The sequence below is a fragment of the Streptomyces sp. Ru73 genome (genome assembly GCF_002920575.1).
GTDB lineage: Bacteria > Actinomycetota > Actinomycetes > Streptomycetales > Streptomycetaceae > Streptomyces.
Genome location: NZ_PQSQ01000046.1, coordinates 35,670 through 58,856, shown reverse-complemented (window position 1 = coordinate 58,856; position 23,187 = coordinate 35,670). Strand labels below are relative to the sequence as shown.

General features: G+C 72.4%; 22 protein-coding genes and 1 tRNA gene. 11 read left to right on the top strand and 12 right to left on the bottom strand.

The genetic code is table 11. The annotated features are described in order from the left end of the window. Positions 1 to 243: 243 nt before the first annotated feature. Positions 244 to 1,059: a hypothetical protein gene (locus tag C3486_RS20415; RefSeq protein ID WP_258052890.1), complete on the bottom strand. Its 816-nt coding sequence runs from the start codon at positions 1,057 to 1,059 to the stop codon at positions 244 to 246. Positions 1,060 to 1,106: 47 nt separating this feature from the next. Between C3486_RS20415 and C3486_RS20410 the strand changes: the two genes are divergently transcribed. Beyond that, entirely contained in the window at positions 1,107 to 1,295 is a 189-nt protein-coding gene (locus C3486_RS20410) for a DUF5703 family protein (RefSeq protein WP_030252120.1), read from the top strand. 894 nt (positions 1,296 to 2,189) lie between these two features. On the opposite strand, the gene C3486_RS20405 is transcribed toward C3486_RS20410, so the two are convergent. The 3 genes from C3486_RS20405 to C3486_RS20395 all read right to left on the bottom strand — a co-directional run bounded on the left by C3486_RS20405 (position 2,190) and on the right by C3486_RS20395 (position 5,036). Continuing rightward, complete coding sequence (locus tag C3486_RS20405) at positions 2,190 to 2,996, bottom strand: chaplin (protein ID WP_103834175.1); 807 nt, start codon at positions 2,994 to 2,996, stop codon at positions 2,190 to 2,192. Positions 2,997 to 3,168: 172 nt separating this feature from the next. Then, positions 3,169 to 3,402 (bottom strand): chaplin ChpH, encoded by a 234-nt coding sequence (gene chpH / locus C3486_RS20400; protein WP_103834174.1) that lies wholly within the window; start codon positions 3,400 to 3,402, stop codon positions 3,169 to 3,171. 287 nt (positions 3,403 to 3,689) lie between these two features. After that, complete coding sequence (locus C3486_RS20395; protein WP_103834173.1) at positions 3,690 to 5,036, bottom strand: M20/M25/M40 family metallo-hydrolase; 1,347 nt, start codon at positions 5,034 to 5,036, stop codon at positions 3,690 to 3,692. 301 nt (positions 5,037 to 5,337) lie between these two features. Between C3486_RS20395 and C3486_RS20390 the strand changes: the two genes are divergently transcribed. Beyond that, positions 5,338 to 5,425: transfer RNA gene (locus tag C3486_RS20390), tRNA-Leu, on the top strand. A gap of 168 nt (positions 5,426 to 5,593) precedes the next feature. Here the strand turns inward: C3486_RS20390 and C3486_RS20385 are convergent. From C3486_RS20385 to C3486_RS20365, 5 genes are all read right to left on the bottom strand, one after another. Beyond that, the gene (locus C3486_RS20385) at positions 5,594 to 6,724 is read right to left on the bottom strand and encodes a hypothetical protein (protein ID WP_103834172.1); all 1,131 of its coding nucleotides are present in this window, start codon (positions 6,722 to 6,724) and stop codon (positions 5,594 to 5,596) included. Positions 6,725 to 6,728: 4 nt separating this feature from the next. Continuing rightward, positions 6,729 to 7,949, bottom strand: a complete 1,221-nt coding sequence (locus C3486_RS20380; RefSeq protein WP_103834171.1) for an FtsX-like permease family protein — start codon at positions 7,947 to 7,949, stop codon at positions 6,729 to 6,731. Further along, positions 7,946 to 8,668, bottom strand: a complete 723-nt coding sequence (locus tag C3486_RS20375; protein WP_258052889.1) for an ABC transporter ATP-binding protein — start codon at positions 8,666 to 8,668, stop codon at positions 7,946 to 7,948. The genes C3486_RS20380 and C3486_RS20375 overlap by 4 nt, the downstream gene beginning before the upstream one ends. Next, positions 8,665 to 10,413 (bottom strand): hypothetical protein, encoded by a 1,749-nt coding sequence (locus tag C3486_RS20370; RefSeq protein ID WP_181138619.1) that lies wholly within the window; start codon positions 10,411 to 10,413, stop codon positions 8,665 to 8,667. The genes C3486_RS20375 and C3486_RS20370 overlap by 4 nt, the downstream gene beginning before the upstream one ends. 118 nt (positions 10,414 to 10,531) lie before the next feature. Next, a complete protein-coding gene (locus tag C3486_RS20365) occupies positions 10,532 to 11,035 on the bottom strand; it encodes a hypothetical protein (protein ID WP_103834169.1) in 504 nt (167 codons plus the stop codon). A gap of 302 nt (positions 11,036 to 11,337) precedes the next feature. Between C3486_RS20365 and C3486_RS20360 the strand changes: the two genes are divergently transcribed. Continuing rightward, entirely contained in the window at positions 11,338 to 12,042 is a 705-nt protein-coding gene (locus tag C3486_RS20360) for an HAD family hydrolase (protein WP_258052888.1), read from the top strand. A gap of 38 nt (positions 12,043 to 12,080) precedes the next feature. Here C3486_RS20360 and C3486_RS20355 read toward each other — a convergent pair whose 3' ends face one another. Together C3486_RS20355 and C3486_RS20350 are read right to left on the bottom strand one after the other, a co-directional pair. Then, a complete protein-coding gene (locus C3486_RS20355; RefSeq protein WP_103834168.1) occupies positions 12,081 to 13,697 on the bottom strand; it encodes an ABC-F family ATP-binding cassette domain-containing protein in 1,617 nt (538 codons plus the stop codon). A gap of 428 nt (positions 13,698 to 14,125) precedes the next feature. After that, a complete protein-coding gene (locus C3486_RS20350; protein ID WP_103834167.1) occupies positions 14,126 to 15,517 on the bottom strand; it encodes a cytochrome P450 in 1,392 nt (463 codons plus the stop codon). Positions 15,518 to 15,643: 126 nt separating this feature from the next. On the opposite strand from C3486_RS20350, the gene C3486_RS20345 reads away from it, so the two are divergent. The 6 genes from C3486_RS20345 (at position 15,644) to C3486_RS20320 (ending at position 19,607) form a co-directional block, all read left to right on the top strand. Then, on the top strand, positions 15,644 to 16,048 hold the full coding sequence (locus C3486_RS20345) for a (2Fe-2S) ferredoxin domain-containing protein (RefSeq protein ID WP_374936901.1): 405 nt from the start codon (positions 15,644 to 15,646) through the stop codon (positions 16,046 to 16,048). A gap of 561 nt (positions 16,049 to 16,609) precedes the next feature. Continuing rightward, a complete protein-coding gene (locus C3486_RS20340; RefSeq protein ID WP_103834166.1) occupies positions 16,610 to 17,272 on the top strand; it encodes a TetR/AcrR family transcriptional regulator in 663 nt (220 codons plus the stop codon). Further along, positions 17,269 to 18,033, top strand: a complete 765-nt coding sequence (locus C3486_RS20335) for a glucose 1-dehydrogenase (RefSeq protein ID WP_103834165.1) — start codon at positions 17,269 to 17,271, stop codon at positions 18,031 to 18,033. Before C3486_RS20340 ends, C3486_RS20335 begins: the two co-directional genes overlap by 4 nt. Before the next feature lie 239 nt (positions 18,034 to 18,272). Then, the gene (locus C3486_RS20330) at positions 18,273 to 18,839 is read left to right on the top strand and encodes an NUDIX hydrolase (protein ID WP_103834164.1); all 567 of its coding nucleotides are present in this window, start codon (positions 18,273 to 18,275) and stop codon (positions 18,837 to 18,839) included. A 10-nt stretch (positions 18,840 to 18,849) separates the two neighbouring features. Next, positions 18,850 to 19,260, top strand: a complete 411-nt coding sequence (locus C3486_RS20325; RefSeq protein ID WP_103834163.1) for a YidH family protein — start codon at positions 18,850 to 18,852, stop codon at positions 19,258 to 19,260. A 2-nt stretch (positions 19,261 to 19,262) separates the two neighbouring features. Further along, positions 19,263 to 19,607, top strand: a complete 345-nt coding sequence (locus C3486_RS20320) for a DUF202 domain-containing protein (protein WP_103834162.1) — start codon at positions 19,263 to 19,265, stop codon at positions 19,605 to 19,607. Between the two features lie 184 nt (positions 19,608 to 19,791). Here C3486_RS20320 and C3486_RS20315 read toward each other — a convergent pair whose 3' ends face one another. Next, a complete protein-coding gene (locus tag C3486_RS20315; RefSeq protein WP_103834161.1) occupies positions 19,792 to 20,607 on the bottom strand; it encodes an alpha/beta fold hydrolase in 816 nt (271 codons plus the stop codon). A gap of 254 nt (positions 20,608 to 20,861) precedes the next feature. Between C3486_RS20315 and C3486_RS20310 the strand changes: the two genes are divergently transcribed. Next, on the top strand, positions 20,862 to 21,890 hold the full coding sequence (locus tag C3486_RS20310) for a phosphotransferase family protein (RefSeq protein ID WP_103834160.1): 1,029 nt from the start codon (positions 20,862 to 20,864) through the stop codon (positions 21,888 to 21,890). Between the two features lie 19 nt (positions 21,891 to 21,909). Continuing rightward, positions 21,910 to 23,124: an acyl-CoA dehydrogenase family protein gene (locus C3486_RS20305; protein ID WP_103834159.1), complete on the top strand. Its 1,215-nt coding sequence runs from the start codon at positions 21,910 to 21,912 to the stop codon at positions 23,122 to 23,124. The last annotated feature ends 63 nt before the right edge of the window (positions 23,125 to 23,187 follow it).

The window sequence follows — 23,187 nt, the reverse complement described above, 5'->3', positions numbered from 1 at the left end:
CAGCGAACTGGGCCCGACGCGTACGAGGCCGGACCCGACGCAATTGGTGGCCGGGTCCGACGTAAGACGTGGCCGGGGCCGACGTGCAACAGGTGGCCGGGTCCGACGTAACACGTGGCCGGGCCGCGTGCAGCGCAGCGCGTGGCCGGCCGTGGCACCTGAGCGGTACGGCGTGGGCCACCCGGTGTGCCGCCCGGCACGGCCCCGCGTACCCCTGCGTACCTGCCCCGGGGCAGGTACGGGTCAGTGCTCCCGGTCTGCCGAATTCAGGGCGGGGTCGGCGCCCCGGGTTCCGTTGACCGTACGGCCGCGGCCCGGTCCGGCCACCCCCTCCGCCCCCTCGTCGGCCTCGTCGTCGACGAGGTCGACCGCCGGGTCGTCCTCGTCCTCCTCCTCGTCGAAGTCCAGCTCCTCGTCGAAGACGGAGCTGACGTCGAAGCGGCAGACCACCCGCTGCGGATCGGCCTGCTCGAACGGGGCCGCGAGCCATTCGCCCGGCTCCGGAGGCTCCTCCGCCGCCGCGACCCACAGCGTGGAGTCGCCCTCCTCCAGGCCGAACTCCTTGTGCCGGGACGCGATCTCGTCCGGCTCGTACTCCCCGAAGAGCACGCCGAGCGCGGCGTGCACACTGCTGCCGACAACGGCCCCCGCGGCGCTCCCCCCGGGCTTCGCCGGGCTCTGCGCAGCTCCCGGCTCCGTGGCCGAGCCGGGGTCGAGGTCGGCGATGCGCTGCGCCTGCGACAGCAGCCGCTGCGGTTCCACGACGGTGTAGTCCCGGCGGATCAGCACGCTGAGCGCGCTCGGTTCCTCGGGCCCCGCGTACGCCGGCAGCCCGTCGCTGCCGGGGATCTCGAAGGGCGTGACCTCGTCGTAGGTGTCGTAGAGCAGCTCGTCGTACGCCTCGGCCGCCGCGGCCAGTTCGTCGAACGCGGCGTAGACGGCAGCATCGTCCTCACCCGAGCGGCGCTCGACCGCGTCGAGGTGACGGTCCAGCGCGGCTTTGACCGCCTCGGCGGCGGCACGTACCTCGGCAGCGGAAGGCTGCGCAGCATCAGACATAGTGCAGACGCTATCCGTACCCGGGCCGGTCCCGCACAATAGATGCGATGCCGGAATATGAATTCTGCGATGTGTATGTGCCGCGGGGGGTCTCCCGTAAGGCCGCCACACGCCTGCTGACCGATCACGCCGAGTACGGACACTGGGAGTTGGACCGCCTCCGCCTCAACCCCGACGGCAGCCGCAAGGTGCGGCTGCGCCGCCGGATCATCCGCCAGATTCGCGCGACCTGGTGACAGGGGCGCGCACGCGCCCGTGTGACGCCCCGCTGCCGTGCCGGGCGGGGTCGGCGGCTGCCCCGCCACGGATTTCTCCGACGGCGGGGCATCACCCGAAGGTGCGGCACTTCGTCCCGGTTTGCCCACCCTTGAGGAGTTGCGCAGCGAGGGTGCGCCCCGCTTGCCGCCCTACCGAGAACGGCCAGTTCCGCACGCGCGGCGGCCGATAATCGCCCCTGCCGATAATCGCCCAGCGGTGCGTTCGACGGCATCGACCACCGCCGCGACGGCCTCCTCCGCCACCACGGCGGCGCGCCCTCCACACCACACGCCCGCGAGCACACCCGCGGGCAACGCTTCCCCCACGCGGACCACGGCCCAGAACCACGACACGGGACCGGGAGGACGGGGAACGCGACGACAGGGCTACCGCGGTATGGACAGAGATCACACGGCACGGACAGGGACGACGGGCGCGGGATCACGCGGGCTGCGGCATCACCGGCACCATGACCGAAGCGCGTGACCCGGCCCGCGCGGGCCGCGTGACGCCAGCCCGCGCGGGCCTCGGTCTCACGGTCACGTCACACGCGACCCCGGACAGGCCGCAGGAAACGCCCCTCCGGATCTTCGCGGGCCTCCGGGCGCGGGCCACGGGCCCACAGCCACACGCCACGCGCCACAGGCCACGAGCTGCGGGCCACCCGGGCCATGAGCCACCGGCCCGCCCGATGGCCAGCGCCCGGTACGGGCAGCGGCAGGGCGGAGGAGGCCCCCAGCCACGGGCCCCGAGCTACGCCGTACGCCCGCACCGGCCACCGACCACCGGCCACCGGCTACCAGCCACCGGTCACCAGCCACAGACCACCGGTCACCCGCCACCCGCCCGCGAAGATCCGAACCCGACGCGTCCTACCCGCGCAGCCCCCTCGCCGTCGGCCGGGCCTTGCGGTACAGGATCACGCCCGCGCCGAGGAGTGCCGCGCCGGCCGGGAGCAGTGCGCCGACCGGGCCGGGGCCCGTCTCCGCGAGCTGCTGGTGCCCGGCGGTCCGGGAGTCGGCGGCGGGGGTGGTGACGATCTCGTGCTGCGAGTGCGGCGGCGTCTGCGGGTGGACGTTGCCGCCCTCATTGCCGCCCGGGTGCGTCGGCTTCTCCGGCGTACCGGGCTTGCCGGGGTGATCCGGCTGGTGCGGCGACGGCGGCGTGTCGTCACCGGGCGGCTTGCCGGGACCCGGCTTCTCGGGGCCGGTCGGCGGCTTCGTGGTGCCCGTGTTGCCGCAGTCGCCGGTCGTGACGGGGTTGAGCCCGCCGATGATGGTGACGCTGTTGCCGCAGATGTTGATCGGTGCGTCCACGGGCGCCTGGACGCTGTTCCCCGAGCCGACGCCCGGCGAGTCGTGCGTACCCCCCTCGGCCCCGGCGGCAGGGCCGGAGCCATGACCGCCGTGGGATCCGCCGCCGTGGTCTCCGCCACCGGAGCCGTTCCCGCAGCTGTTGCCCGACGCCGGGTTGAGCAGACCGACGACGTTCACGGTGTTTCCGCAGACGTTGACCGGGACGTGTACGGGCGCCTGGACCGAATTCCCGGACAGTACCCCCGGCGAATGGGCGGAGGCGCCGCTCGCGCCCGCGTCCGCATGTGCGTAACCACCCGAAACGGCGAGTACGCCACCCGCTGCCACGACGGTGATCAGGCTCTTTCTCGCGACCTTACGCATAGGTCGTCCCTTCCCCTTTTTCGTTTTCGAAGGGCGGACGGAGCGTGGGTTTCCGTCCCCCCGCGGCGAACGGTCGTGGGTGTCCGTCCGTCGAAAGCGGTCGGCCCCGAAGCGCATGGCACGCACTTCGGAGCCGACCGGAATCACTCCCCCCAGGGGGTGATGCGCAACGTCACTGGTTGACGCAGGTGTTACCGAAGGCGGGGTTCAGCAGCCCGATCACGGAGACCGTGTTGCCGCAGGCGTTCACCGGCACGTGCACCGGAACCTGGACGACATTGCCGGACAGCACGCCCGGCGAGTGGACGGCAGCGCCCTGCGCGCCCGAGTCGGCGGCGGCGAGCCCCGCGCCGGCGAGCACGAGACCACCAGCGGCAGCCGCAGCAGCGACGATCTTCTTGATCATTGTTCCTCCTTGTAGGCAATGCGACCGCAAACTTCGGGCCGCATTCCTTGTAACGAGGAAGGTGTATTGAAGCTACGAGCCTATGGTTGCATTCACTCTTTTCAGTTAAGTGCTCACGAATGACTGACCCGGGTTGACGAATGTGGTGGACGACGGCGTCAGCCACGTACTCGACCTCAGTCCCCCGTGTGTCCCACGATCGCGGGAGCCGCCAGGCCCGTCCGGCCGCCGACCGCCGGCCGGCGAACCGGCTGCCATTCCTGCCGTCTGCCGATTGCCGACTGCCGTCAGCTCTGCTCGATGAACCGGTCCAGCACCCGCACGCCGAACTTCAGCCCGTCCACCGGCACCCGCTCGTCCACGCCGTGGAACATGCCCGCGAAGTCCAGCTCCGGCGGCAGCTTGAGCGGCGCGAAGCCGAAGCCGCGGATGCCGAGGTTGTCGAAGTGCTTCGCGTCCGTGCCGGCGGAGAGCATGTACGGGATGGCCTTGGCGATCGGGTCCTCGGCCTGCAGCGCCGACTGCATGGCGTTCACCAGCGCGCCGTCGAAGGTGGTCTCCAGCGCCTTGTCCGCGTGCATCGGCTCGCGCTTGACCCGCGGCCCGAGGATGCGGTCCAGGTCCGCCTCGAACTCCTCCTCGAAGCCGGGCAGGAAGCGCCCGTCCACGTACGCGGTCGCCTGCTGCGGGATGACGTTGACCTTGTACCCGGCACCCAGCTGCGTCGGGTTGGCGGTGTTCTTCAGCGAGGCGCCGATGAGCTTGGCCATGCCGCCGAGCTTGGCGAGCGTCTCGTCCATGTTCTCGGGGTCGAGCTCGGTGCCCAGCGCGTCGCCGAGCTCGTCGAGGAAGTGCCGCAGGGTCTTGGTCACCCGGACCGGGAACTCGTACCGCCCGAGGCGCCCCACGGCCTCGGACAGCTCGGTGATCGCGTTGTCCTTGTGGATCATCGAACCGTGGCCGGCGGTGCCGTCCACGGTGAGCTTCATCCAGTTCATGCCCTTCTGGGCCGTCTCGACCAGGTAGAGCCGCAGGTTCTCGTTGACGGTGAAGGAGAAGCCGCCGACCTCGCTGATCGCCTCGGTCACGCCCTCGAAGAGGTGCGGGTGCTCCTTGACCAGGTGGCCGGCGCCGTAGACGCCGCCCGCCTCCTCGTCCGCGAGGAACGCCAGCACGATGTCGCGCGGGGGCTTGCGGCCCGTGCGCAGCCGGTCGCGGACGACCGCCAGCGTCATCGCGTCCATGTCCTTCATGTCGACCGCGCCGCGGCCCCACACGCACCCGTCGGCGATCTCGCCGGAGAAGGGGTGGTGGGTCCAGTCGACGGCGTTGGCCGGTACGACGTCGGTGTGCCCGTGGATCAGCAGCGCGGGGCGCGAGGGGTCCTCGCCCTCGATCCTGGCGACCGTGGAGGCGCGTCCCGGGTGGGACTCGAAGATCTGCGGTTCGAGGCCGACCTCGGCCAGCTTCTCCGCGACGTACTCGGCGGCGGCCCGCTCACCCGGGCCCGAGTGGTCGCCGTAGTTGCTCGTGTCGATCCGGATCAGGTCGCGGCACAGGTCGACGACCTCGTCCTCGCCGGTGACGGACGGGACCGGCTGTGCCGCGTCCGGTGCGGGCTTCGACTCGCTCACGCTGCCTCCTCATGCTTCACGGCCGCGGTTCGCGCCGGTACGCGCGGTCACCGCGACGGGGGTCTTCCGCCATCCTCCCTCTCCCCCGCCCGGGGCCCAAGGCCGCAATCCTCCCGACACACGCTGGTCACAGCCGTGCGGGCGGTACCGCACCCCGCCGGGCACCCGCCGCGGCGCCCGGCACCCGCCCCACGGCCACCGCCGCGTACGCCCCGGCCGAGCGCGTGATCGACCACCCCCAAATGTTTGCTATGGTTTTCCACGTCGGAAGGGCGCAGACGGCCCGCCCGACAGACACCTTGTCCGGGTGGCGGAATGGCAGACGCGCTAGCTTGAGGTGCTAGTGCCCTTTATCGGGCGTGGGGGTTCAAGTCCCCCCTCGGACACCAGCCGGTTCCCCGCGGTCTCACCGAGACCGCGGGGAATCGTCGTTTCGGGGCCTTCCGGGCCCGCGGACCGGGCGAAGAACGACGAAGGCCCGATGCACGGCCACCCGTCCGAGGATGTCCGTACACCGGGCCAGGGCCCGCGGTCAGCGGCCCACCGTGCCTCTCCGCTCAGGAAGCGAGCAGCTTGCCGGGCAGTCCGATCTTCTTGGTCGCGCCCGACGCGGGGTCGGTGAGGACGGCGCCCTCGTCGGAGAGGGCCAGCCAGCCCCGCTCCGTGTGCTGGAGGCCGGCGGCGTCGGTCAGCCCGGGGAGCGTCACCCGGTGCGTTTCCTTCCCCGACGTCATGTCGAGCGTGACGAGGCGCTCGTGGTCCTTGTGGAAGACCGCCGCGACGAGGGTGTCCCCGTCCACGGCGAGCTGATCGACGCGTCCGCCGTCGGCGGTGACGATCACGTTGCCGTCCTTGTGGGCCACGTCGAGCCTGCCGGACCCCGCGGAGGTCTTCCCCTGTGTACTGCCGGCACCGGCGAGTACGGGGGTTCCGTCGGCGCAGGCGAGCTGCTGGACCGTGAAGCCCTCCGGGGCCGCGGCGGCCTCGGTGACCTTGCCGTCGGTCAGGCCGACGGTGGACACCCTGGTCCGGCCCTTGCCGTCCGCCGCGTCGCGGGTCACGCAGAGGGTGTCGGAGCCGCGCGAGGACGCGGCGAGCGAGACGGTGCCGGGCACCCGCACCGTGCGGTCGGTGGTCCAGTCCGCCGGGTTCTGCACCAGGATCGCGCTGGGGCCGCCCGTGCCCTTGCCGCCGTGGGTGTCCTCGTCGGGGAGTCCGGGGACGGCGGCGACCCGGCTCCTGGCCGGGAACAGTCCGTGCAGCGACTCGACCCCGGCGCCCTGCACGGCCACGGAGTGGTCCTTGCGGTCGAGCGCGTAGAGCCGGTCCGGCTTGCCGCCCTTGCGCGGTACCGAGATCATCCAGCGGCCGTCGGCGAGCCGGACGATCTGGGGTGCGAGGGTGTCGTTGTCGTCGGCCTGCGAGGGGACGACGACGAGCGGCTCGGCCTTGCCCTTCACCGGGTTCACGCCGATGACGGTCAGCTGGCCGTCGACCTCGCTCAGCGCGAAGGCCCGGGCGCCCTTCCAGTCCTTGCCCAGCTCGACGCCGCCCGGCTCCACCGAGCAGGCCGTGGCCGCGAGCGCGGTGAGCAGTCCGGCCGCGGCCAGCGGCAGTGCGGAGCGCCGGGCGCGGCGCCGCGCCCCGTCCTTCGTGACGGGGGCGTCGGGCTTGTCGTGCTTGTGCATGGGGTCACCAGTCCTTCATCGCGTCGGTGGGGGGAAGTGCTGCCGCGCGCCGGGCCGGCAGCAGTGCACCGGCGACCACGACGACTACCAGGGCCCCGAGCAGCAGCAGCGACATGCCCGGGCCGGGGAGCAGGACCGCGCCCTCCACGTAGGCGGCGGTGTCCGTCCGGCTGCGCAGCGCGGCGGCTCCCGCGCCGCTCAGCGCGGCGCCGAGCACCGTGCCGAGCACTGCGGCCACCGCGCCGGCCAGTGCCGTCTCCAGTACGAGCAGGGTGAGGACGGAGCGGGTGCGGAAGCCGACGGCCTTGAGGATGCCGATCTCGCGTGACCGCTGGCGGGCCAGCGCTCCGGTCACGGTGGCCGCCCCCGCGAAGGAGAGCAGTCCGAGGACCACGACCAGCACCCGGCCGACGGTCCGGATGAGTTCCAGTACTCCGGGCAGCGCGCTGAGTTCCTGCCGCAGGGTGGTGGCCGGGTAGCCGAGCCGCTGGATGCGGTGCTGGACGTCCGCCACCTTGCCGGAGGACTCGGCGACCACGGTGAGCTGGTCGTACCCGACCGTGCTCGGGTAGCTCTCGGCCGCCATCCCGGCCTTCGCTGCGGCCCAGCGCACGACGGTGGCGTCGTCGGCGTACGCCACGTCCGGGCCGTCGAGCTGCCAGGCGGGGTCGTAGAGGCCGACGACGCGGACCGTGTCGGAGGCGCCGGTGCCCTGTCCCTGGGCGATGTACCGGGTGGTCTCGACGGTGATCTTCCTGCCCAGTTCCGGTGCCAGGTTCTCGCCCTGGGCGGTGGCGGGGAGGACGACCTCGCCGGGGCGCAGCGGGAAGAGGTGGCTGCGGACGGAGTCGAGGACGGGCGGGGCGAGCGAGGCGCGGTGGGTGGTGGCGTACAGCAGGACCCCGTCGACGCGGTCGTCCTTGAGGCCGAACGACGCCTGCGCGCGGTGCTGCACGGACTGCACGCCGGGCAGCGCCCGCAGGCGTCGTTCGGCACGGTCGGTCAGCGGCTTGGCGTCGGGGCGGTCGCCGTCGCTCCGGTCGATCTTGATGCTGCGGTTGGCATAGCTCTCCCGCACGCCGTTGTCGGCGGCTCCCTGGGCGCGGTCGGCGATGCCCAGGGAGGCCAGGCAGACGGCTGCGGCGACGGTCACCAGGGTGATCAGGCCGTACAGTCTGCGGCGCAGGGCGAGGACGTTGGACAGGGCGAGTCGGAGCAGGCTCATGCGGTGTCCGCCTCTCGTGCCGAGGCGTGCCGCGCGTCGGCGGCGGTCCCGGTTCCGGTCTCGTCGAGAGTGCCGTCGACGATGTGCGCCACCGTGTCGGCGGCCTCGGCCACGGACTGGTTGTGGGTCACGAGGAGTACGGCCTTGCCTTCGTCGGCCAGCTCCCGGAACAGGCCGAGGAGCAGTTCTTCGCTGCGTTCGTCGAGGTTGCCGGTGGGCTCGTCGGCGAGGATGACCGGCGGGTCGTTGATGAGCGCGCGGGCCAGTGCCACGCGCTGCTGTTCGCCGCCGGACAGCTCGCCGGGACGGTGGCCGGCACGGTCACCGAGGCCGACCCGGGCCAGCAGTTCGCGGCCCCGCTGCCGGGCGGGGGTGCGCCGCTGCAGCGAGGGCAGCACCACGTTGTCCAGCGCGGAGTGCTGCGGCAGCAGGTTGTAGGACTGGAAGACGAATCCCAGCCGCCGGCGGCGCAGCTCGGCCAGTTCGGCGTCGCGCAGGCCGGTCGTGTCCTCGCCGTCGAGCAGGACGCGCCCGGTGTCGGGCGGGGTGAGCAGTCCGAGGACGTGCAGCAGGGTGCTCTTGCCCGAGCCGGAGCGGCCCATGAGAGCACTGATCCGCCCGCCGTGCACGGTGAGGCCGGCCCTGCTCAGTACGTCGATTCTCCGTCCGCGCAGGGAGTAGGACTTGCCCACTCCTTCGGCGCGCAGTGGCGTACTCACTCGTTGTTCCCGTCTTCGTCCATGACGTCGTCTTTCCTGGCTGCCGTGCGGGCAGCGTCGTCGGGCAGGGCGTTCAGTACGCCGTGTGCCTGCTGGTCCAGGGCCCGTACCGCCCAGGTGGTCTTGAGGTCGCAGCCCGGGTCGTCGCCGCCGGTCCGGTAGAGGTCCGGGAGGCCGGGGCAGCCCTTGTAGGGGCCGGTGCCCCGTCGCATCGCGGCACGTAGGGCGCCCTTCGCCTCGCCGCCGAGCAGCAGGTGGGCGCGTACGGTCTGGGCGTAGTCGAAGACGGAGGTGAACCGCTCCGGGTTCCTCGCCCAGGACGCGAGCGCATCGGCGGTGATCCATGCGGGGACGGCGTCCCGGTGACCCGTGGCGTACAGCCCCACGACGAGCGCTGCGGCGGCCGCCACCTGCTGCGGGCTGTCCAGCTGCCACCGGTCCACGGCCGGCGCGGGCACGGTGCTGCCGGCTTCGGTGCACGCCATGCTCTGGCGCTGCCACGGGGACGCGTTGTCCGCCGTGACCGTGCCGGGCAGCAGTCGCCCCGCCCGGCATTCCGCGTTCGCCGCGTTGGTGGTGGGCTGAGCGCCGTCCGAGGTGCCCGCCTGCCGGTACAGCGCGGCCCGTGCGAGCAGTTCGCCGCTGTCGGGGCTGTGGTCGGCGGTCACGGCCGCGCGGTCCAGCGCGGTGACGAGGCGGCGGTCCTCGGTCGGGAGGCCGGCCAGGGTACGCAGTCGTTCCACCCACAGGGAGGCGTCCAGGCTGCCCGCGTACGTGTCCGGGTCCCGCACGGTGCCGTCGTCCAGCCGGTTGCGTTCCAGACGGCGGCGCACGTCGGTGTACGCGCCCTCGTCGGCACCGGCCGCGCGCAGGATGTGCACGGCGTAGAAGAGCTGTTCGTAGTCGAGGGTGTCCGCGTTGTGCCGCAGGACCTGCCGCCAGGCCGGTACGTCGATCTCGGGCCGGTGTCCTGCCGCCTCCTGGATCTGCACGTAGCCGTAGGTGTCGACGAGCCGGGCGATCCGTTCGCCGGGCTTCAGTGAGGTGAAGCCGGCCATGCGGGGCGCCTCGAGCCGCGTGAGGCGTTCCGGTACGGGTCGCGACAGGAGCCGCAGGGAGCGGGCCAGCGCCCCGGCTTCGGAGAGGTCATGGGTCCCTTCGGCGCGGGAGGTGAGCCAGGCGGCGGTCGGCCCGGTTTCCGCGGGGTCGGCTTCGCCGAGGGAGCCGATGGCGTCGAGCACCTCCAGCGCCGCCCAGGTGCTGCCGATGAGTGCGGCGGTGTCCTTGGCGTCCTGGTCGGGGTCCCGGTAGGAGCCGTCCTTCCGGCGGAGCTTCCGCACGGCCTCGGCGTCCCGGGGGCCGAGTACGCCGGTGGCGTCCGCCCGCCGGAAGGGAATCAGCCAGTAGCGTCCCCACAGGGGGGACATGGCGAGTGCGTCCCCGCGCAGCGCTGACTGCCCTTTCGCGTCGAGGGAGACTTTCGGTTCGGGGCCCGTTTCCGCCAGCACGGTCAGCGCATAGGACTGCGCCTCGGCACCGGCGGGCTCGTTCAGCAGGAACGGGTGGTAATACAGCCCGTTCTGTGCACTGACGAATTTCTTGAAGGGGTCGGACGGCCGCTTTTCCGCCCGTCCGGAATTTCCTTCCGCGGCAGCGCCGCAGGAACTGAGCAGCAGGCAGCAACACAGCATCAGGAGCAGCCAGTTGCCCGGTCTTCGGCCCGACCCGTTTTCCGGGCATGCCATACCGCGTCGTGAATGGGACACGCTTTCCCCCGCACTCCGTGCGTATCCGTGAGGGCGGGCCGCCCGGTATCCGGCGGCCCGCTCTCATGGGTCGGTTCGCTTCAGCCGCGGCTGCTGGTCAGGCAGCCCCTGCGTAGACGCACTTCGTGCTGAACTTGATTTTGCTGGTGAGCTGGGCGGAGCCGCAGCTCTTGGTCGACACGTACGTGGTCAGCTTGCTCGGGCGCATCTGACCGCTGGTGTCGGAGATCCACGTCTTGGTGTTCTTCCAGGTCACCCGCCCCAGGGACTTGCTCACCATGGTGAGCGACGCCTCGGGGTTCTTCGAGATCTTGATGCTCACGCTGATCCCGTGCGCCTGGAGGTCGGCGACGTTCTTGATCCACTGGGCCTTCTTCGGGTTGCTGCCCGTCATCTTCGTGGACGCCTTCCAGTCGCAGGCGTTGACGAAGGCCCCGCAGTGCCAGGCGTTCACCGACATCTTGTTGCCACCCGGAATGTTCCAGGTGCCGGAGCTACTGGTGGCGTGTGCGCTCGGAGCGGCGATCAGCAGGCCGGCGCTGAGTGCGGCAGCGCTCGCGGCGCCCTTCAGGAAGCGCGAACGTGCGGTCTTTGTCTTCATGTTTCCCCCGATCCATGCATACGCGCACGGATCTTCAGTGTGGTACAGGCGCCCGAATGGTCAGTTCGGGTGCGAGAAAAAGAAGCGCTCGCGGTGCGAACGCGGGAGTAATCCTGCCATTGGCGTGATCACGCAGCAAATGGGTGACATGTGCCGCCACTCACAGAAGGATTGGTTGAAATGCGGAGGACTCGCTTTTCCTTCGGGCCGTCCGTCCACCCGATAACCCCGTGCGCCCCGGCGGCCCCGCTCATTACGCTGCGGGCCGGACTGTTGGTGATCGGCGTGGTGGGGAGGCCGGGTTGGGCGGTACGGAGAAGGTGCTGATCTTTGATGCGGACGACACGCTCTGGGAGAACAACGTCATCTTCGAGCGGGTGATCGGGGAGTTCCTGGACTGGATGACCGATCCGGAGATCGGGCTGCGGCTCGGGCGGGACGGGGTGCGGGCGGCGCTGGACGCCGTCGAGGCGGCCAACGCCAAGGCGCACGGCTACGGCAGCAAGGTCTTCCTGCGCAGCCTGGGCGAGTGCCTGGCGCAGTTGCACGGGCGGGACGCCACGGCCGAGGAGCTGGCGCGGATCGCGGCGTGGGCAACGTCGTTCGACGGCGGAACCGTGGAGCTGATTCCCGGAGTCGCCGCCACGCTCGCCGAGTTGGCCGGGCGGCACGAGTTGCTGCTGCTGACCAAGGGCGACGCGGAGGAGCAGCGGCGGAAGGTGGACAACTCGGCGCTGGCGCACCACTTCCGGGGCGTGCACATCGTCGCGGAGAAGGACGCCGGGACGTACCGCGGGCTGGCGCGGGAGTACGGGCTGACGCCGGAGTCGGCCTGGATGATCGGCAACTCCCCCAGGTCGGACATCCTCCCCGCGCGTGCCGCCGGGATGAACGCGGTGTTCATCCCGAACGACAACACGTGGGTGCTGGAGCACGACGAGCTGGACCCGGCGGACGAGAAGGTGCTGCGGCTCACCGCCTTTCCGAAGTTGCTGCAGCACTTCTGAGGGACCGGGCCCGCTGGTGTCCGGGCTCGCCGCTGCCGTCAGCCACCCGCCTCCGGTGACACCTCCCCCAGATCCAGGGTGCGGGTGATGCCGGCTTCGGTCAGGAAGCGTTCGTCGTGGCTCACGACTATCAGGGCTCCTTCGTAGGCGTCGAGGGCGGCGACCAGCTGGCGGACGGACGCCAGGTCGAGGTTGTTGGTGGGCTCGTCCAGCAGCAGGAGCTGCGGGGCGGGCTCGGCGAGCATGAGGGCGGCGAGGGTCGCGCGGAAGCGTTCGCCGCCGGAGAGGGTGGCGGCCGGCTGGTCCGCGCGGGCCCCTTTGAAGAGGAAGCGGGCCAGCCGGGCCCGGATGTGGTTCACGGTGGCCTGCGGGGCGAACCGGGCGACGTTCTCCGCGACGGTCAGCCGGTCGTCGAGCACGTCCAGGCGCTGGGGCAGGAAGCGGTGCGGTACGTGCACCACGGCCTCGCCCGCCGCCGGGGCGAGCTCGCCGGTGATCGTGCGGAGCAGGGTCGTCTTGCCCGAGCCGTTCGGCCCGACGAGCGCCAGCCGCTCCGGGCCACGCAGCTCCAGGTTGACGTGGGTGCCGCAGCGGGTGGTCAGATCCCGCAGGGTGAGTACGCCGCGGCCCGCGGGCACGGCGGTGTGCGGCAGGTCGACGCGGATCGCCTCGTCGTCGCGGACCGCTTCCTCCGCCTCGGTGAGCCGTTCCTTCGCCTCCTTCAGCTTCTCGGTGTGCATGATGCGGTGCTTGCCGGCCGAGACCTGGGCCTGGCGCTTCCGCTCGTTCATGATGATCTTGGGCTCGCGCTTGTTGGCGGACATCTTGTTGCCGTAGCGGACCCGGCGGGCCAGCTTGACGTGCGCGTCGGTCAGCTCGCGCCGCTGCCGCTGCACATCGGCCTCGGCGACCCGCACCATGCGCTCGGCGGCCTCCTGCTCGACGGCGAGCGCCGCTTCGTACGCGGTGAAGTTGCCGCCGTACCAGTGGACTTCGCCGGCCCTCAGGTCGGCTATCTGGTCGACGAGGTCGAGCAGCTCCCGGTCGTGGCTGACCACGACCAGGACGCCTGACCAGCGCTCGACGGCCTCGTACAGCCGCGCCCTGGCCCGGCGGTCGAGGTTGTTGGTGGGCTCGTCGAGCAGCAGGACGTCCGGGCGGCGGAGCAGCAGGGCGGCCAGCCGCAGCAGCACGGACTCGCCGCCGGACACCTCCCCGATGGTGCGGTCCAGGTCGATGCCGTGCAGGCCGAGTTGGTCGAGGGTGGCGCGGGCGCGCTCCTCGACGTCCCAGTCGTCCCCGACGGCGGCGAAGTGGGCCTCGCTCGGGTCGCCGCCCTCGATGGCGTGCAGTGCGGCGCGGGTGCGGGCGATGCCCAGCACCTCGTCCACGGGGAGGGCTGTGTCCAGGGTGAGGTTCTGCGGGAGGTACCCGATCTCGCCGGCGGTCTTCACCGTGCCCGCGGTGGGCCGCAGCTCCCCGGCGACGAGCTTCAGCAGGGTGGACTTGCCGGCGCCGTTGAGCCCGATGAGGCCGGTGCGGCCGGGACCGATGGTGAGCTGGAAGTCGTCCAGGACGGCCGTGCCGTCGGGCCAGGCGAAGGACAGACCGGTGCAGACGATGGAGGTGGCGGCGGAGCGGTCGTGCGTAGACATACAGGTCTCCCTGAGCGGGCGTGGGCTGATGGGGAACAGCGCATAGAGACACCGCTGGAGCGGGGGACCGTGCAGGTGCCGGCCACCGGGGACGAACACGGGCTGCCGTGGTCGTCGCGCGTACGTGAGGGACGCGTACGCGGGCGGCTGGTCGGCCGTCGTGGGCACGAAGGCACGCCGAGGTCGGGCACGGTGCGCTGGGACCAGCGCGGTGTCTCAGGACCTCAGACGAGCAACGGCCTTCTCCAATCGACGGCAATGGGGCCGGAAAAGACGCTACGCCGAGCGCGGCGAAAACGCAAACGCTATTTTCGTAGCGTTTGGCGGATGGTTTCGGCGCGCCCGGCGAGACACGGGCGGGGACGGGGTGGGCGTCGGTCGGCGCCCGTTGCGCACGCGGGAGGGAGCGGGCGGGCGGCGGCCGGCCGTTACGTCCGCGGCCGCAGCCGGACCCGCGCCGGGCCCTTCGCCTGGAGGGTGATGCCCGCGCCCACCGGCACCTCGGCGTCGTCGGCCGCCTCCAGCTCGTACGCGCGCAGCAGCGTGGCCAGCGCCAGGACCGACTCCAGCATCGAGAAGTGCTGGCCGATGCAGGCCCGCGGGCCGCCGCCGAACGGGAACCACGCGTAGCGATGCCGCCCGGCCGACCGCTCCGGCGTGAACCGTTCGGGGTCGAAGCGCTCCGGGTCCTCCCACAGGTCGGGATTGCGGTGCGTGACCCACGGCGCGACCACGACGTCGGAGCCCGCCCGGATGCGGTGGCCGCCGATCTCCGTGTCCGCCACGGCCCGGCGGCCGACCACCGGAGCGGCCGGGTAGAGCCGCATGCCCTCCTTGAGCACGCGCGTCAGGTACGGCAGCCGCTCCAGGTCCGCGGCGGTGGGCACACGGTCGCCCAGCACTTCCGCCACCTCCTGGCGGGCGCGCGCCTGCTCCTCAGGGTGGCGCGCGAGCAGGTGCAGGGTGAAGGCCATGGAGGTCGCGGTGGTCTCGTGACCGGCGAGCAGGAAGATCAGCACCTGGTCGCGGATCTCGGTCGCGTCCAGGCTGCCGTCCTCCTCGCTGCCGGCCTGCGCGAGCAGCGTGAGCAGATCCTCGCCCACGGGGCCACCGGGTGCGGCGCGGCGCTCGGCGATGATCCGGTCACAGACCGCGTAGACCTCGGCGATGGCGGCCATGGCGCGGCGGTTGCCGGGCGTCGGCCACTCGCGCGGCACGTTGACCGGCGCGTAGGCGCGGCTGAGGGCATAGGAGTTGATCACCGGGAAGGAGCGGTGGATGACCTCGACGGCGGCCTCCACGTCGGAGCCGAAGAGGATGCGCGCCACCGTACGCAGCGCCAGCCGGCTCATCTCGGCGACCAGGTCGACGCCCTCGCGACCGCTCCAGCGCGCGACGACCGCGGCGGCCTCCTCGGCGATCGCGTCCGCGTACCCGTCCACCCGGCGCTTGGTGAACAGCGGCTGCACCAGCCGGCGCTGGCGCAGGTAATCGGCGTCCTGGCTGGTCAGCAGGCCGTTCCCGAAGGCGGCCCGGACCTCTTCGTAGAACGGGTTGTCCTTGCGGAAGTTCGCCGACTCCGTGGCGAGCACCTGCTGCACTCCCTCGGGGCCGAAGACGCCGTGCAGGACGGTCCGCAGCCCGGGCGGCCCCGCCGATATCCGCACCACGTCCCCGTGGTCGCGGCGGGCCCGGAGGAACGCACCCAGGGAGTCCTGCTGCAGTTCGAACATCGACCCGAGGAGCGGCAGCCCCTTGGGGCCGGGGATCGCATCCACGGGGCGCGCCCCGGCGTACGCATCGGTAGCAGTGTGAGTCATGCCACCGGTCCTACCCCGATGGGCCTTCCGCGGCACTCAAACTCCCTGTTGCCGCGGGGAGTTGTGCGCCACACCCGGGGCCGTACGGGCCGCCCCCTCGTACGCGGCGCCCCGTACGATGGGCCGGTGATCAACAAGTCCTCCCGCCGATCCGCCGACCGGGCCGCCTCCTGCCGCGTCACGGTGTGCCGCGGCTGCTGCTGCGGTGACGCGGCCAAGGTGCCCGGCGTCGACCACGCCCAGCAGATCCCGCGACTGCGCGCGGCGCTGGACGGCGCGGCGCCGGTACGCGCCTCGGAGTGCCTGGACGTCTGCGACCAGGCGAACGTGGTCGTGGTCCAGCCGTCCCCCGAGGGGCGCGCGGCGGGCGGCCGTCCCGTGTGGCTGGGCCTGGTCAACGACGACGACGCGCTGGCGGACATCGCGGCATGGATCCGCGCCGGCGGCCCCGGCATCGCCGAGCCGCCCGGCATCCTGGACCTGTACGCCATCAAGGTCTCCCGCCGCGTCAGCGAGGGACTGCCGGGCTGAGGGCGGCGCCGCCGCACGGCATCTTGGGGCCGCGCCCGACATGACACTTGGACGGGCCGCCCGTACGACGTTCATGGGGCTCACCCCGCACGGCACTCGTGGGAGCCGCCCAGCGCGGCACTCGTGAGGCCCGCCCCGCACTGCACCCAAATGGGCCGTCTCGCACGACATCCATACAGGCCGCCTCGCACGACATTCGTGCGGCCCGTCGCCCGCCCCCCCCACGACACTCGTAGGCCCGCCTCGCATGGCACTCGTGGAGCCCGTCCCGCCCGACACTCCTGGGTGCCACCCCGCGCACCCCCGTAAGGCCGCCGCATGTGGCCCCCTCGGGTTCCGCGGTCGGCGCGCCGGAGGGCCACGCGGGGGGCGCCACCCTCCGAGCCACCCACCGAGCCACCGAGCCGTCACCGCGCTCCCCCGCGCCTGGAGGTCGCGCCCCGAGGGCCACGCCCTGAAGGCCGCGCCCGGCGGGCAGCGTCACCCCGTACGCACCACCTCCGCATCCGTGCGGCACCTCACACCCGTGCATTTAATAATGGCGAGTATTAATATGGCGTCATGGCGAGAACCGCAGGGGCCGAGACCCGGGACAAGCTGATCCGCGCCGCGGAGGAGATCTTCGCGGCGCAGGGCGTCGACGGCGCCCAGACCCGCGACATCGTGCGGCTGGCCGGCCAGGCCAACCCCTCGGCGGTGCAGTACCACTTCGGATCCCGCGCGGGCCTGCTGGACGCGGTGATGGCCGGCCGGCTGCGGCGTACGGAGGCGGCGCTCGCGCCACTCCTCGCGGAGCTGCCGGAGCCGACGCTGGAGGACCTCGTACGGGCCCTGGTGACCGCCGAGGCGACCCAGCTGAGCGACGTACGCGGGCTGCGCTGCCTGCGGATCTCCGCACAGCTCAGCCATGAGAGCGGCATCCGCAGCCGGACACCGCACCCCACGCTGGCGGGCACCGCCTACTGGGAGCTGATCGAGCGCATCGAGGGCTCGCTCGCGGCCGCCGGACTGCCCGAAGCGATCCGGCTGGAGCGCACGGACCTGGCGCTCACGCTGATCGGCGCGGCGCTGTCCGACCGGGCGCGCCAGTACCTCGACGGCGCGCGCCCGCTCACCACGGAGGAGACCTTCCTCGCCGACCTCGTCACCACCACGGTGGCGCTGCTGCGCGCCCCCGCCCCGGAGGAGGGGCGGCCCGCTTCCCGACACAGGAGTGCACGATGACCGATCTGTCCGGCAAGACCATTCTCATCACCGGCGGCGCACGTGGGCTGGGCGCCGAGGCGGCCAGGGAGGCCGTGGCGGCCGGCGCGCGGGTCGTCCTCACCGACGTCCTGGCGGAGGAGGGTGCGGCGACCGCGGCCGGACTGGGCGACGCGGCCCGCTTCCTGCCGCACGACGTCACCTCCGAGGCGGACTGGCAGCGGGTGGCGGACTTCGCCGTCACCGAATTCGGCGGCCTCGACGGGCTGGTCAACAACGCGGGGATATCCACCGGTCAGCCGCTGGAGGACATTTCCGTCGACTTCTTCCGCAAGGTGATCGACATCAATCTCACCGGTGTCTTCATCGGCATGAAGACGGTCATCCCCCTGATGCGGGAGCGCGGCGCGGGCTCCATCGTCAACATCTCCTCGGCCGCCGGCCTGATGGGCCTTGCGATGACCGGCGGTTACGGCGCCTCGAAGTGGGGCGTGCGCGGCCTCTCGAAGGTGGCAGCGGTGGAGCTGGGTACGGACCGCATCCGCGTCAACTCCGTGCACCCGGGCATGACGTACACCCCGATGACGGCCGGCGTCGGCATCCAGAAGGGCGAGGGCAACTACCCCAACACCCCGATGGGCCGAGTCGGCGAGCCGCACGAGATCGCGAGCGCGGTGGTCTACCTGCTCTCCGATGCGGCGTCCTACGTGACCGGCGCCGAACTGGCGGTCGACGGCGGCTGGACCACCGGTCCGACGGTCAAGTACGTGATGGGGCAGTAGGGCGCCCGGGACGGACGGGGCGGACGGGGTGGACGAGGCGTACGGCGATACAGCCGACGGGCGGGCCTGCGCCATGGCCGGTCAGGCAGCCGCCCCGGCCGTACCCAACCGCACCCCGCAGCACCCGGCCGCACCCGGCCGCACCCGGCGGGCCAGCGTCCGACGCCCCGGCGGGCCCACGGCGCCGCCCGTCACCCGCCCCTGGCCGCCTTCCGCCCGCCGTCTGATTGCATGGCCCCATGACCGATCAGCAGCCGGCCGGACCGGACTCTCAGCAGCCGCTCAACGCCGACGAGATCCTCGACATCGTCGACGAGCACGACCGGGTCGTGGGGCAGGCCCCGCGCGGCGAGGCGTACGCGCGCCGGCTGCGGCACCGCTGCACCTTCATCCTGGCCCGGGACGGCGAGGGCCGGATCTTCGTGCACCGCCGTACCGCGCAGAAGCTGATCTTCCCCTCGCACTACGACATGTTCGTCGGCGGGGTGGTCGGCGCAGGCGAGTCCTACGACGACGCGGCGCTGCGCGAGGCCGAGGAGGAGCTGGGCGTGACCGGACTCCCCCGCCCCGTACCGCTGTTCAAGTTCCTGTACGAGACGCCGGAGCACACCTGGTGGTCGGCGGTCTACGAGGTGCGCTGCACGCTGCCGGTCGCCCCGCAGGCCGAGGAGGTCGCCTGGCACGCCTTCCTCACCGAGGAGGAGCTGGCGGCCCGGCTGCCGGAGTGGGAGTGGGTGCCGGACGGCCTGGAGGCGTTCCGGCGGCTGCGCGCATGGGAGGCGGCCGGTCGGCCGGCCGCCGGATAGGGTACGGATCATGATCTTCCCGGACCGCGTGCGGGCGCTCGCCGCCGACCTGCGTCTGTGGTTCGCGCCCGGACGGCTGCGCAGTGAGGGCAGCACCCCCGACTACCGGTTCTCGCTCGCCAACGAGCGCACCTTCCTGGCCTGGCTGCGCACCGCGTTCGCGCTGATCGGCGGTGGCTTCGCGGTCGACCAGTTCCTGCCGTCGCTGCACCAGACGGTGCGGACGGTCTTCACGGTGGCGCTGCTCGCGGGCGGCGCGCTGTGCGCGGTGCGCTCGGTCAACCACTGGGTGCGCTGCGAACGCGCGATGCGGCGCGGCGAGGACCTGCCCGCTTCGCGCTTCCCCGCGCTGCTGGGCGCCGGCGTCGGACTCCTGGCGGTGGCCATCGCGGTGGTCGTGCTGCTGGGCTGGTCACGCTGACGATGGGCGGCGAGGAGGAACGCCGGGGCGCGGCCCGGGACCCCGGCCTGCAGCCCGAGCGGACCCGGATGGCATGGCGGCGTACGACGCTGTCCTGCGCGGTCGCGGTGGTACTGGCCTGGCGTCAGGTGCTGCTCACCGGCGAGCCCACCGGGCTGGAGGTCGCCCTCGTGGCGCTGCTGGTCCTCGCCGGGCTGGCCTTCCTGACCGCCGCGCACACGCGCATACGGAAGCTGGCCGCGCCGCCCGCGGACGGCCCGCCGCGGACCATGGGCCTCCGCACGGCACTTCTGGCCGCCGGCTGCACGCTGGTCCTGGTGGGACTGGGCGCGGCGATCACGTTGTAGGGCGCGAGCGGGGACGCGGGGTGCCGTGGGGCGGGCACGGGGTGCCCTGGGCGCGGACGCGGGGTGCCGTGAGTGCTGGGTTCCGTAGGGCGGGCGCGGGGTGCCGTCGTAAGCACGGGGCGCCGTCGCGGCGGTCACGCTGCGGGCGCGGGGCGCCGTTCAGCCCCTCACCCGCTCCGCCCCCTCACCCTCCGAAAACCCCCTTCGCCGCCCGGCCGATCTCCTCCGCCAGCGCTTCCGGTGCCGTGGAGTTCGCGCCGTGCCCCTGGCCGGGGAGCGTCACCACGCGCGCGTCCGGGAGTACCGCCGCGAGGTCGGCCACCCGCTCGTGCAGGTGCGGGAAGCTCGACTCGCCCTGGAGCAGGGTCACCGGCAGGGTGAGGGCGCGGTAGCGGTCCACGCCGAGGCCGAGCGCGTCGATGATCTCGTCCTCGACGATCTGCGCCTCGGCGTGCGTGGCGATGAGTGCCTGGACGCGGGGGTCGGCGAGCATCTGCTCGACCGCCTCGTCCGGCATGCCGGTGATCGCGCGGGAGTGGATGCGGATCGCCTCCGTCGGGTCACCGGCGTCCAGCGCGGCGCGGGCACGCGGCCCCGCCTCTCCGACCAGCAGCGACCGGGTCGGTATCGGCGGGTCGTACGCCACCACCCCGGCGAACGGGGACGGGTCGCGCAGCGCGGCCTCCAGGGCCGCGACGGCGCCCGAGGAGTGCCCGACGAGCAGCACGGGGCCGTCGGCGGCCAGCAGCCCGGCCACCGCCAGCACGTCGGCCGCCTCGACCGCCATCGAGTGGTGACGGCCGATGCGTACGCCCGGTGCGTAGATGCGGCGCCGTATGCGGACCACCCGGAAGCGGTCGGTCAGCAGGCGGGCGACCGCGTCCCAGGACTCGGGGCCCCGGCCGCCGGGGTGGACGACGAGCACGGTGGGACCGCTGCCGCCGTCGTCGAGGGCGGTGAGCGGGACGCCGTCGGGGGCGAGCGCACGGAGTTCGGTCATGCGAGCGATGATCCTCGTCACTGTCCGTCACCGCCACCCATTTTCCGGCGTGCGGAGCACGGCGCGCCAGCGCCCCCGAATCGTCTGCCCCGATGCCCGGCCCGGGCCCTCCGCCCCGGCCTCCCGGCCCCCGCGTGTGACGCGCGGAACACGCCCGCGCCCAACGCGTTCGCTCCGCCCTCTGGACGCCATACCGACTAGTCGGCATGATCGTGGACGGTCATACTCCACCGCCCAGCACACGGAGGCGCACGATGAGCAAGGACAATCCGCCCGGCCTCGACCTGGAGCGGCTCCGCGCCCACCTGGACCGGGAGCACCCCGGCCTGGTCGCGGGCCCGCTGAGCGCCGAGCTGGTCCAGGGCGGCCGGTCCAACCTCACGTACCGCGTCACCGACGGCACCGGCCGCTGGGTCGTCCGCCGCCCGCCGCTCGGTCATGTCCTCGCCACCGCGCACGACATGGCCCGCGAGCACCGTGTCATCAGCGCGCTGCACGATACCCGTGTTCCGGTGCCCGAGACGCTGCTCCTCTGCCAGGACGAGGAGGTCATCGGGGCGCCGTTCTACGTGATGGAGCTGGTCGACGGCACGCCGTACCGCACGGCGGAGCAGCTGCGGCCGCTCGGCCCCGAGCGCACCCGCGACATCGTGCTGCGCCTCGTCGACACCCTCGTCGACCTGCACGCCGTGGACCCGGAGTCGGTGGGCCTGGGCGACTTCGGGCGGCCCGAGGGCTTCCTGGAGCGGCAGCTGCGCCGTTGGGGCAAGCAGCTCGCCGCCTCGAAGAACCGCGAACTGGCCGGCATCGACGAACTCCACGAGGCGCTGGGCAAGAAGCTCCCCGACTCCCCCGCGCCCGCGGTCGTGCACGGGGACTACCGGCTGGACAACGTGCTGGTCGGCGCGGACGACCGGATCGCCGCCGTACTGGACTGGGAGATGTCCACGCTCGGCGACCCGCTCACCGACCTCGGCCTGCTGGCCATGTACAGCGAGCAGGAGGAGTCCCCCGACTCGCCCGTGACCACCACCCGCAGCGCCCCCGGGCACCCCGAGCCGGGCGAGCTGATCGAGCGGTACGCGGCCGGCTCCGGGCGCGACGTCTCACAGGTCGCCTGGTACACCGCGTTCGCGTACTTCAAGCTCGCGGTGATCCTCGAGGGCATCCACTACCGGTACACGCTCGGCCAGACCGTCGGTGCGGGCTTCGACCGGATCGGCGAGGTCGTGCCGCGCTTCATCGACAACGGCCACCGCACCCTGTCCACCCTGTCCGCCTGAAGGAAGGCTGAGGCCGCTCATGGACTTCGCATTCGACGCCCGCACCGAGGAACTGCGCGAGAAGCTGCTCGCGTTCATGGACGAGCACGTGTACCCGGCCGAGCAGGTCGCGCACGAGCAGCGGGCCGCGCTGGCCTCGCCCTGGGACACCCCGGCGATCGTCGAGGAGCTGAAGGCGGAGGCCCGCAAGCAGGGCCTGTGGAACCTCTTCCTGCCCGACGCCGAGTACGGTGCCGGGCTCACCAACCTCCAGTACGCGCCGCTCGCCGAGATCACCGGGCGCAGCCCGCAGCTCGCGCCGACGGCGCTGAACTGCGCGGCGCCGGACACCGGGAACATGGAGGTGCTCGCGCAGTTCGGCAATGAGGCGCAGCGGAAGCAGTGGCTGGAGCCGCTGCTGGCGGGCGAGATCCGGTCCGCGTTCGCGATGACCGAGCCCGAGGTGGCCTCGTCGGACGCCACGAACATCACCACGCACATCGAGCGGGACGGCGACGAGTACGTCATCAACGGCCGCAAGTGGTACATCTCCGGCGCGATGAACCCGCTGTGCCAGATCTTCATCGTGATGGGCAAGACCGACCCGGACGGCGAGGACATCCGCCGCCAGCAGTCGATGGTGCTGGTGCCGCGCGACACGCCGGGCCTGACGGTCAAGCGGGCCATGCAGGTGTACGGGTACGAGGACCACTACCACGGCGGGCACGCCGAGGTGCTCTTCGAGAACGTGCGCGTGCCGGTGTCGAATCTGATCGGTGAGGAGGGCGGCGGCTTCGGCATCGCGCAGGCGCGCCTCGGTCCGGGCCGCATCCACCACTGCATGCGGCTGATCGGCATGGCGGAGCGGGCGATCGAGCTGATGTGCAAGCGCGCGGTGGCCCGTACGGCCTTCGGCAAGCCGCTCGCGCAGCAGGGCGTGGTCCAGGAGTGGATCGCGGACGCGCGGGTCGCCGTCGAGCAGCTGCGGCTGCTGGTCCTGAAGACGGCCTGGCTGATGGACACGGTCGGCAACAAGGGCGCGCACACGGAGATCCAGTCCATCAAGATCGCCACGCCGCGCACGGTCGTGGACATCATCGACCAGGCGGTGCAGCTGCACGGCGCGGGCGGCGTCAGCCAGGACTTCCCGCTCGCCGAACTGTGGGCCGGCGCCCGCACCCTCCGGCTGGCCGACGGTCCGGACGAGGTTCACCAGCGTTCCCTCGCCCGCCGCGAGATCAAGAAGTACCTGTAGGCGCCCCGGGCCCGGCGGACGCAGCCCCGCCGGGCCCGGCCGGCCTCGCCGGGGCCCCCGGCC

What these genes read in the sequence shown, in the direction of transcription:
- C3486_RS20365 (WP_103834169.1), bottom strand. Translation starts at nt 11,035, where the DNA reads ATGAAGACAAAGACCGCACGTTCGCGCTTCCTGAAGGGCGCCGCGAGC.
- C3486_RS20315 (WP_103834161.1), bottom strand. Translation starts at nt 20,607, where the DNA reads ATGACCGAACTCCGTGCGCTCGCCCCCGACGGCGTCCCGCTCACCGCC.
- C3486_RS20305 (WP_103834159.1), top strand. Translation starts at nt 21,910, where the DNA reads ATGGACTTCGCATTCGACGCCCGCACCGAGGAACTGCGCGAGAAGCTG.
- C3486_RS20415 (WP_258052890.1), bottom strand. Translation starts at nt 1,059, where the DNA reads ATGTCTGATGCTGCGCAGCCTTCCGCTGCCGAGGTACGTGCCGCCGCC.
- C3486_RS20335 (WP_103834165.1), top strand. Translation starts at nt 17,269, where the DNA reads ATGACCGATCTGTCCGGCAAGACCATTCTCATCACCGGCGGCGCACGT.
- C3486_RS20325 (WP_103834163.1), top strand. Translation starts at nt 18,850, where the DNA reads ATGATCTTCCCGGACCGCGTGCGGGCGCTCGCCGCCGACCTGCGTCTG.
- C3486_RS20380 (WP_103834171.1), bottom strand. Translation starts at nt 7,949, where the DNA reads ATGAGCCTGCTCCGACTCGCCCTGTCCAACGTCCTCGCCCTGCGCCGC.
- C3486_RS20405 (WP_103834175.1), bottom strand. Translation starts at nt 2,996, where the DNA reads ATGCGTAAGGTCGCGAGAAAGAGCCTGATCACCGTCGTGGCAGCGGGT.
- C3486_RS20310 (WP_103834160.1), top strand. Translation starts at nt 20,862, where the DNA reads ATGAGCAAGGACAATCCGCCCGGCCTCGACCTGGAGCGGCTCCGCGCC.
- C3486_RS20370 (WP_181138619.1), bottom strand. Translation starts at nt 10,413, where the DNA reads ATGGCATGCCCGGAAAACGGGTCGGGCCGAAGACCGGGCAACTGGCTG.
- C3486_RS20330 (WP_103834164.1), top strand. Translation starts at nt 18,273, where the DNA reads ATGACCGATCAGCAGCCGGCCGGACCGGACTCTCAGCAGCCGCTCAAC.
- chpH (WP_103834174.1), bottom strand. Translation starts at nt 3,402, where the DNA reads ATGATCAAGAAGATCGTCGCTGCTGCGGCTGCCGCTGGTGGTCTCGTG.
- C3486_RS20320 (WP_103834162.1), top strand. Translation starts at nt 19,263, where the DNA reads ATGGGCGGCGAGGAGGAACGCCGGGGCGCGGCCCGGGACCCCGGCCTG.
- C3486_RS20355 (WP_103834168.1), bottom strand. Translation starts at nt 13,697, where the DNA reads ATGTCTACGCACGACCGCTCCGCCGCCACCTCCATCGTCTGCACCGGT.
- C3486_RS20340 (WP_103834166.1), top strand. Translation starts at nt 16,610, where the DNA reads ATGGCGAGAACCGCAGGGGCCGAGACCCGGGACAAGCTGATCCGCGCC.
- C3486_RS20385 (WP_103834172.1), bottom strand. Translation starts at nt 6,724, where the DNA reads ATGCACAAGCACGACAAGCCCGACGCCCCCGTCACGAAGGACGGGGCG.
- C3486_RS20410 (WP_030252120.1), top strand. Translation starts at nt 1,107, where the DNA reads ATGCCGGAATATGAATTCTGCGATGTGTATGTGCCGCGGGGGGTCTCC.
- C3486_RS20350 (WP_103834167.1), bottom strand. Translation starts at nt 15,517, where the DNA reads ATGACTCACACTGCTACCGATGCGTACGCCGGGGCGCGCCCCGTGGAT.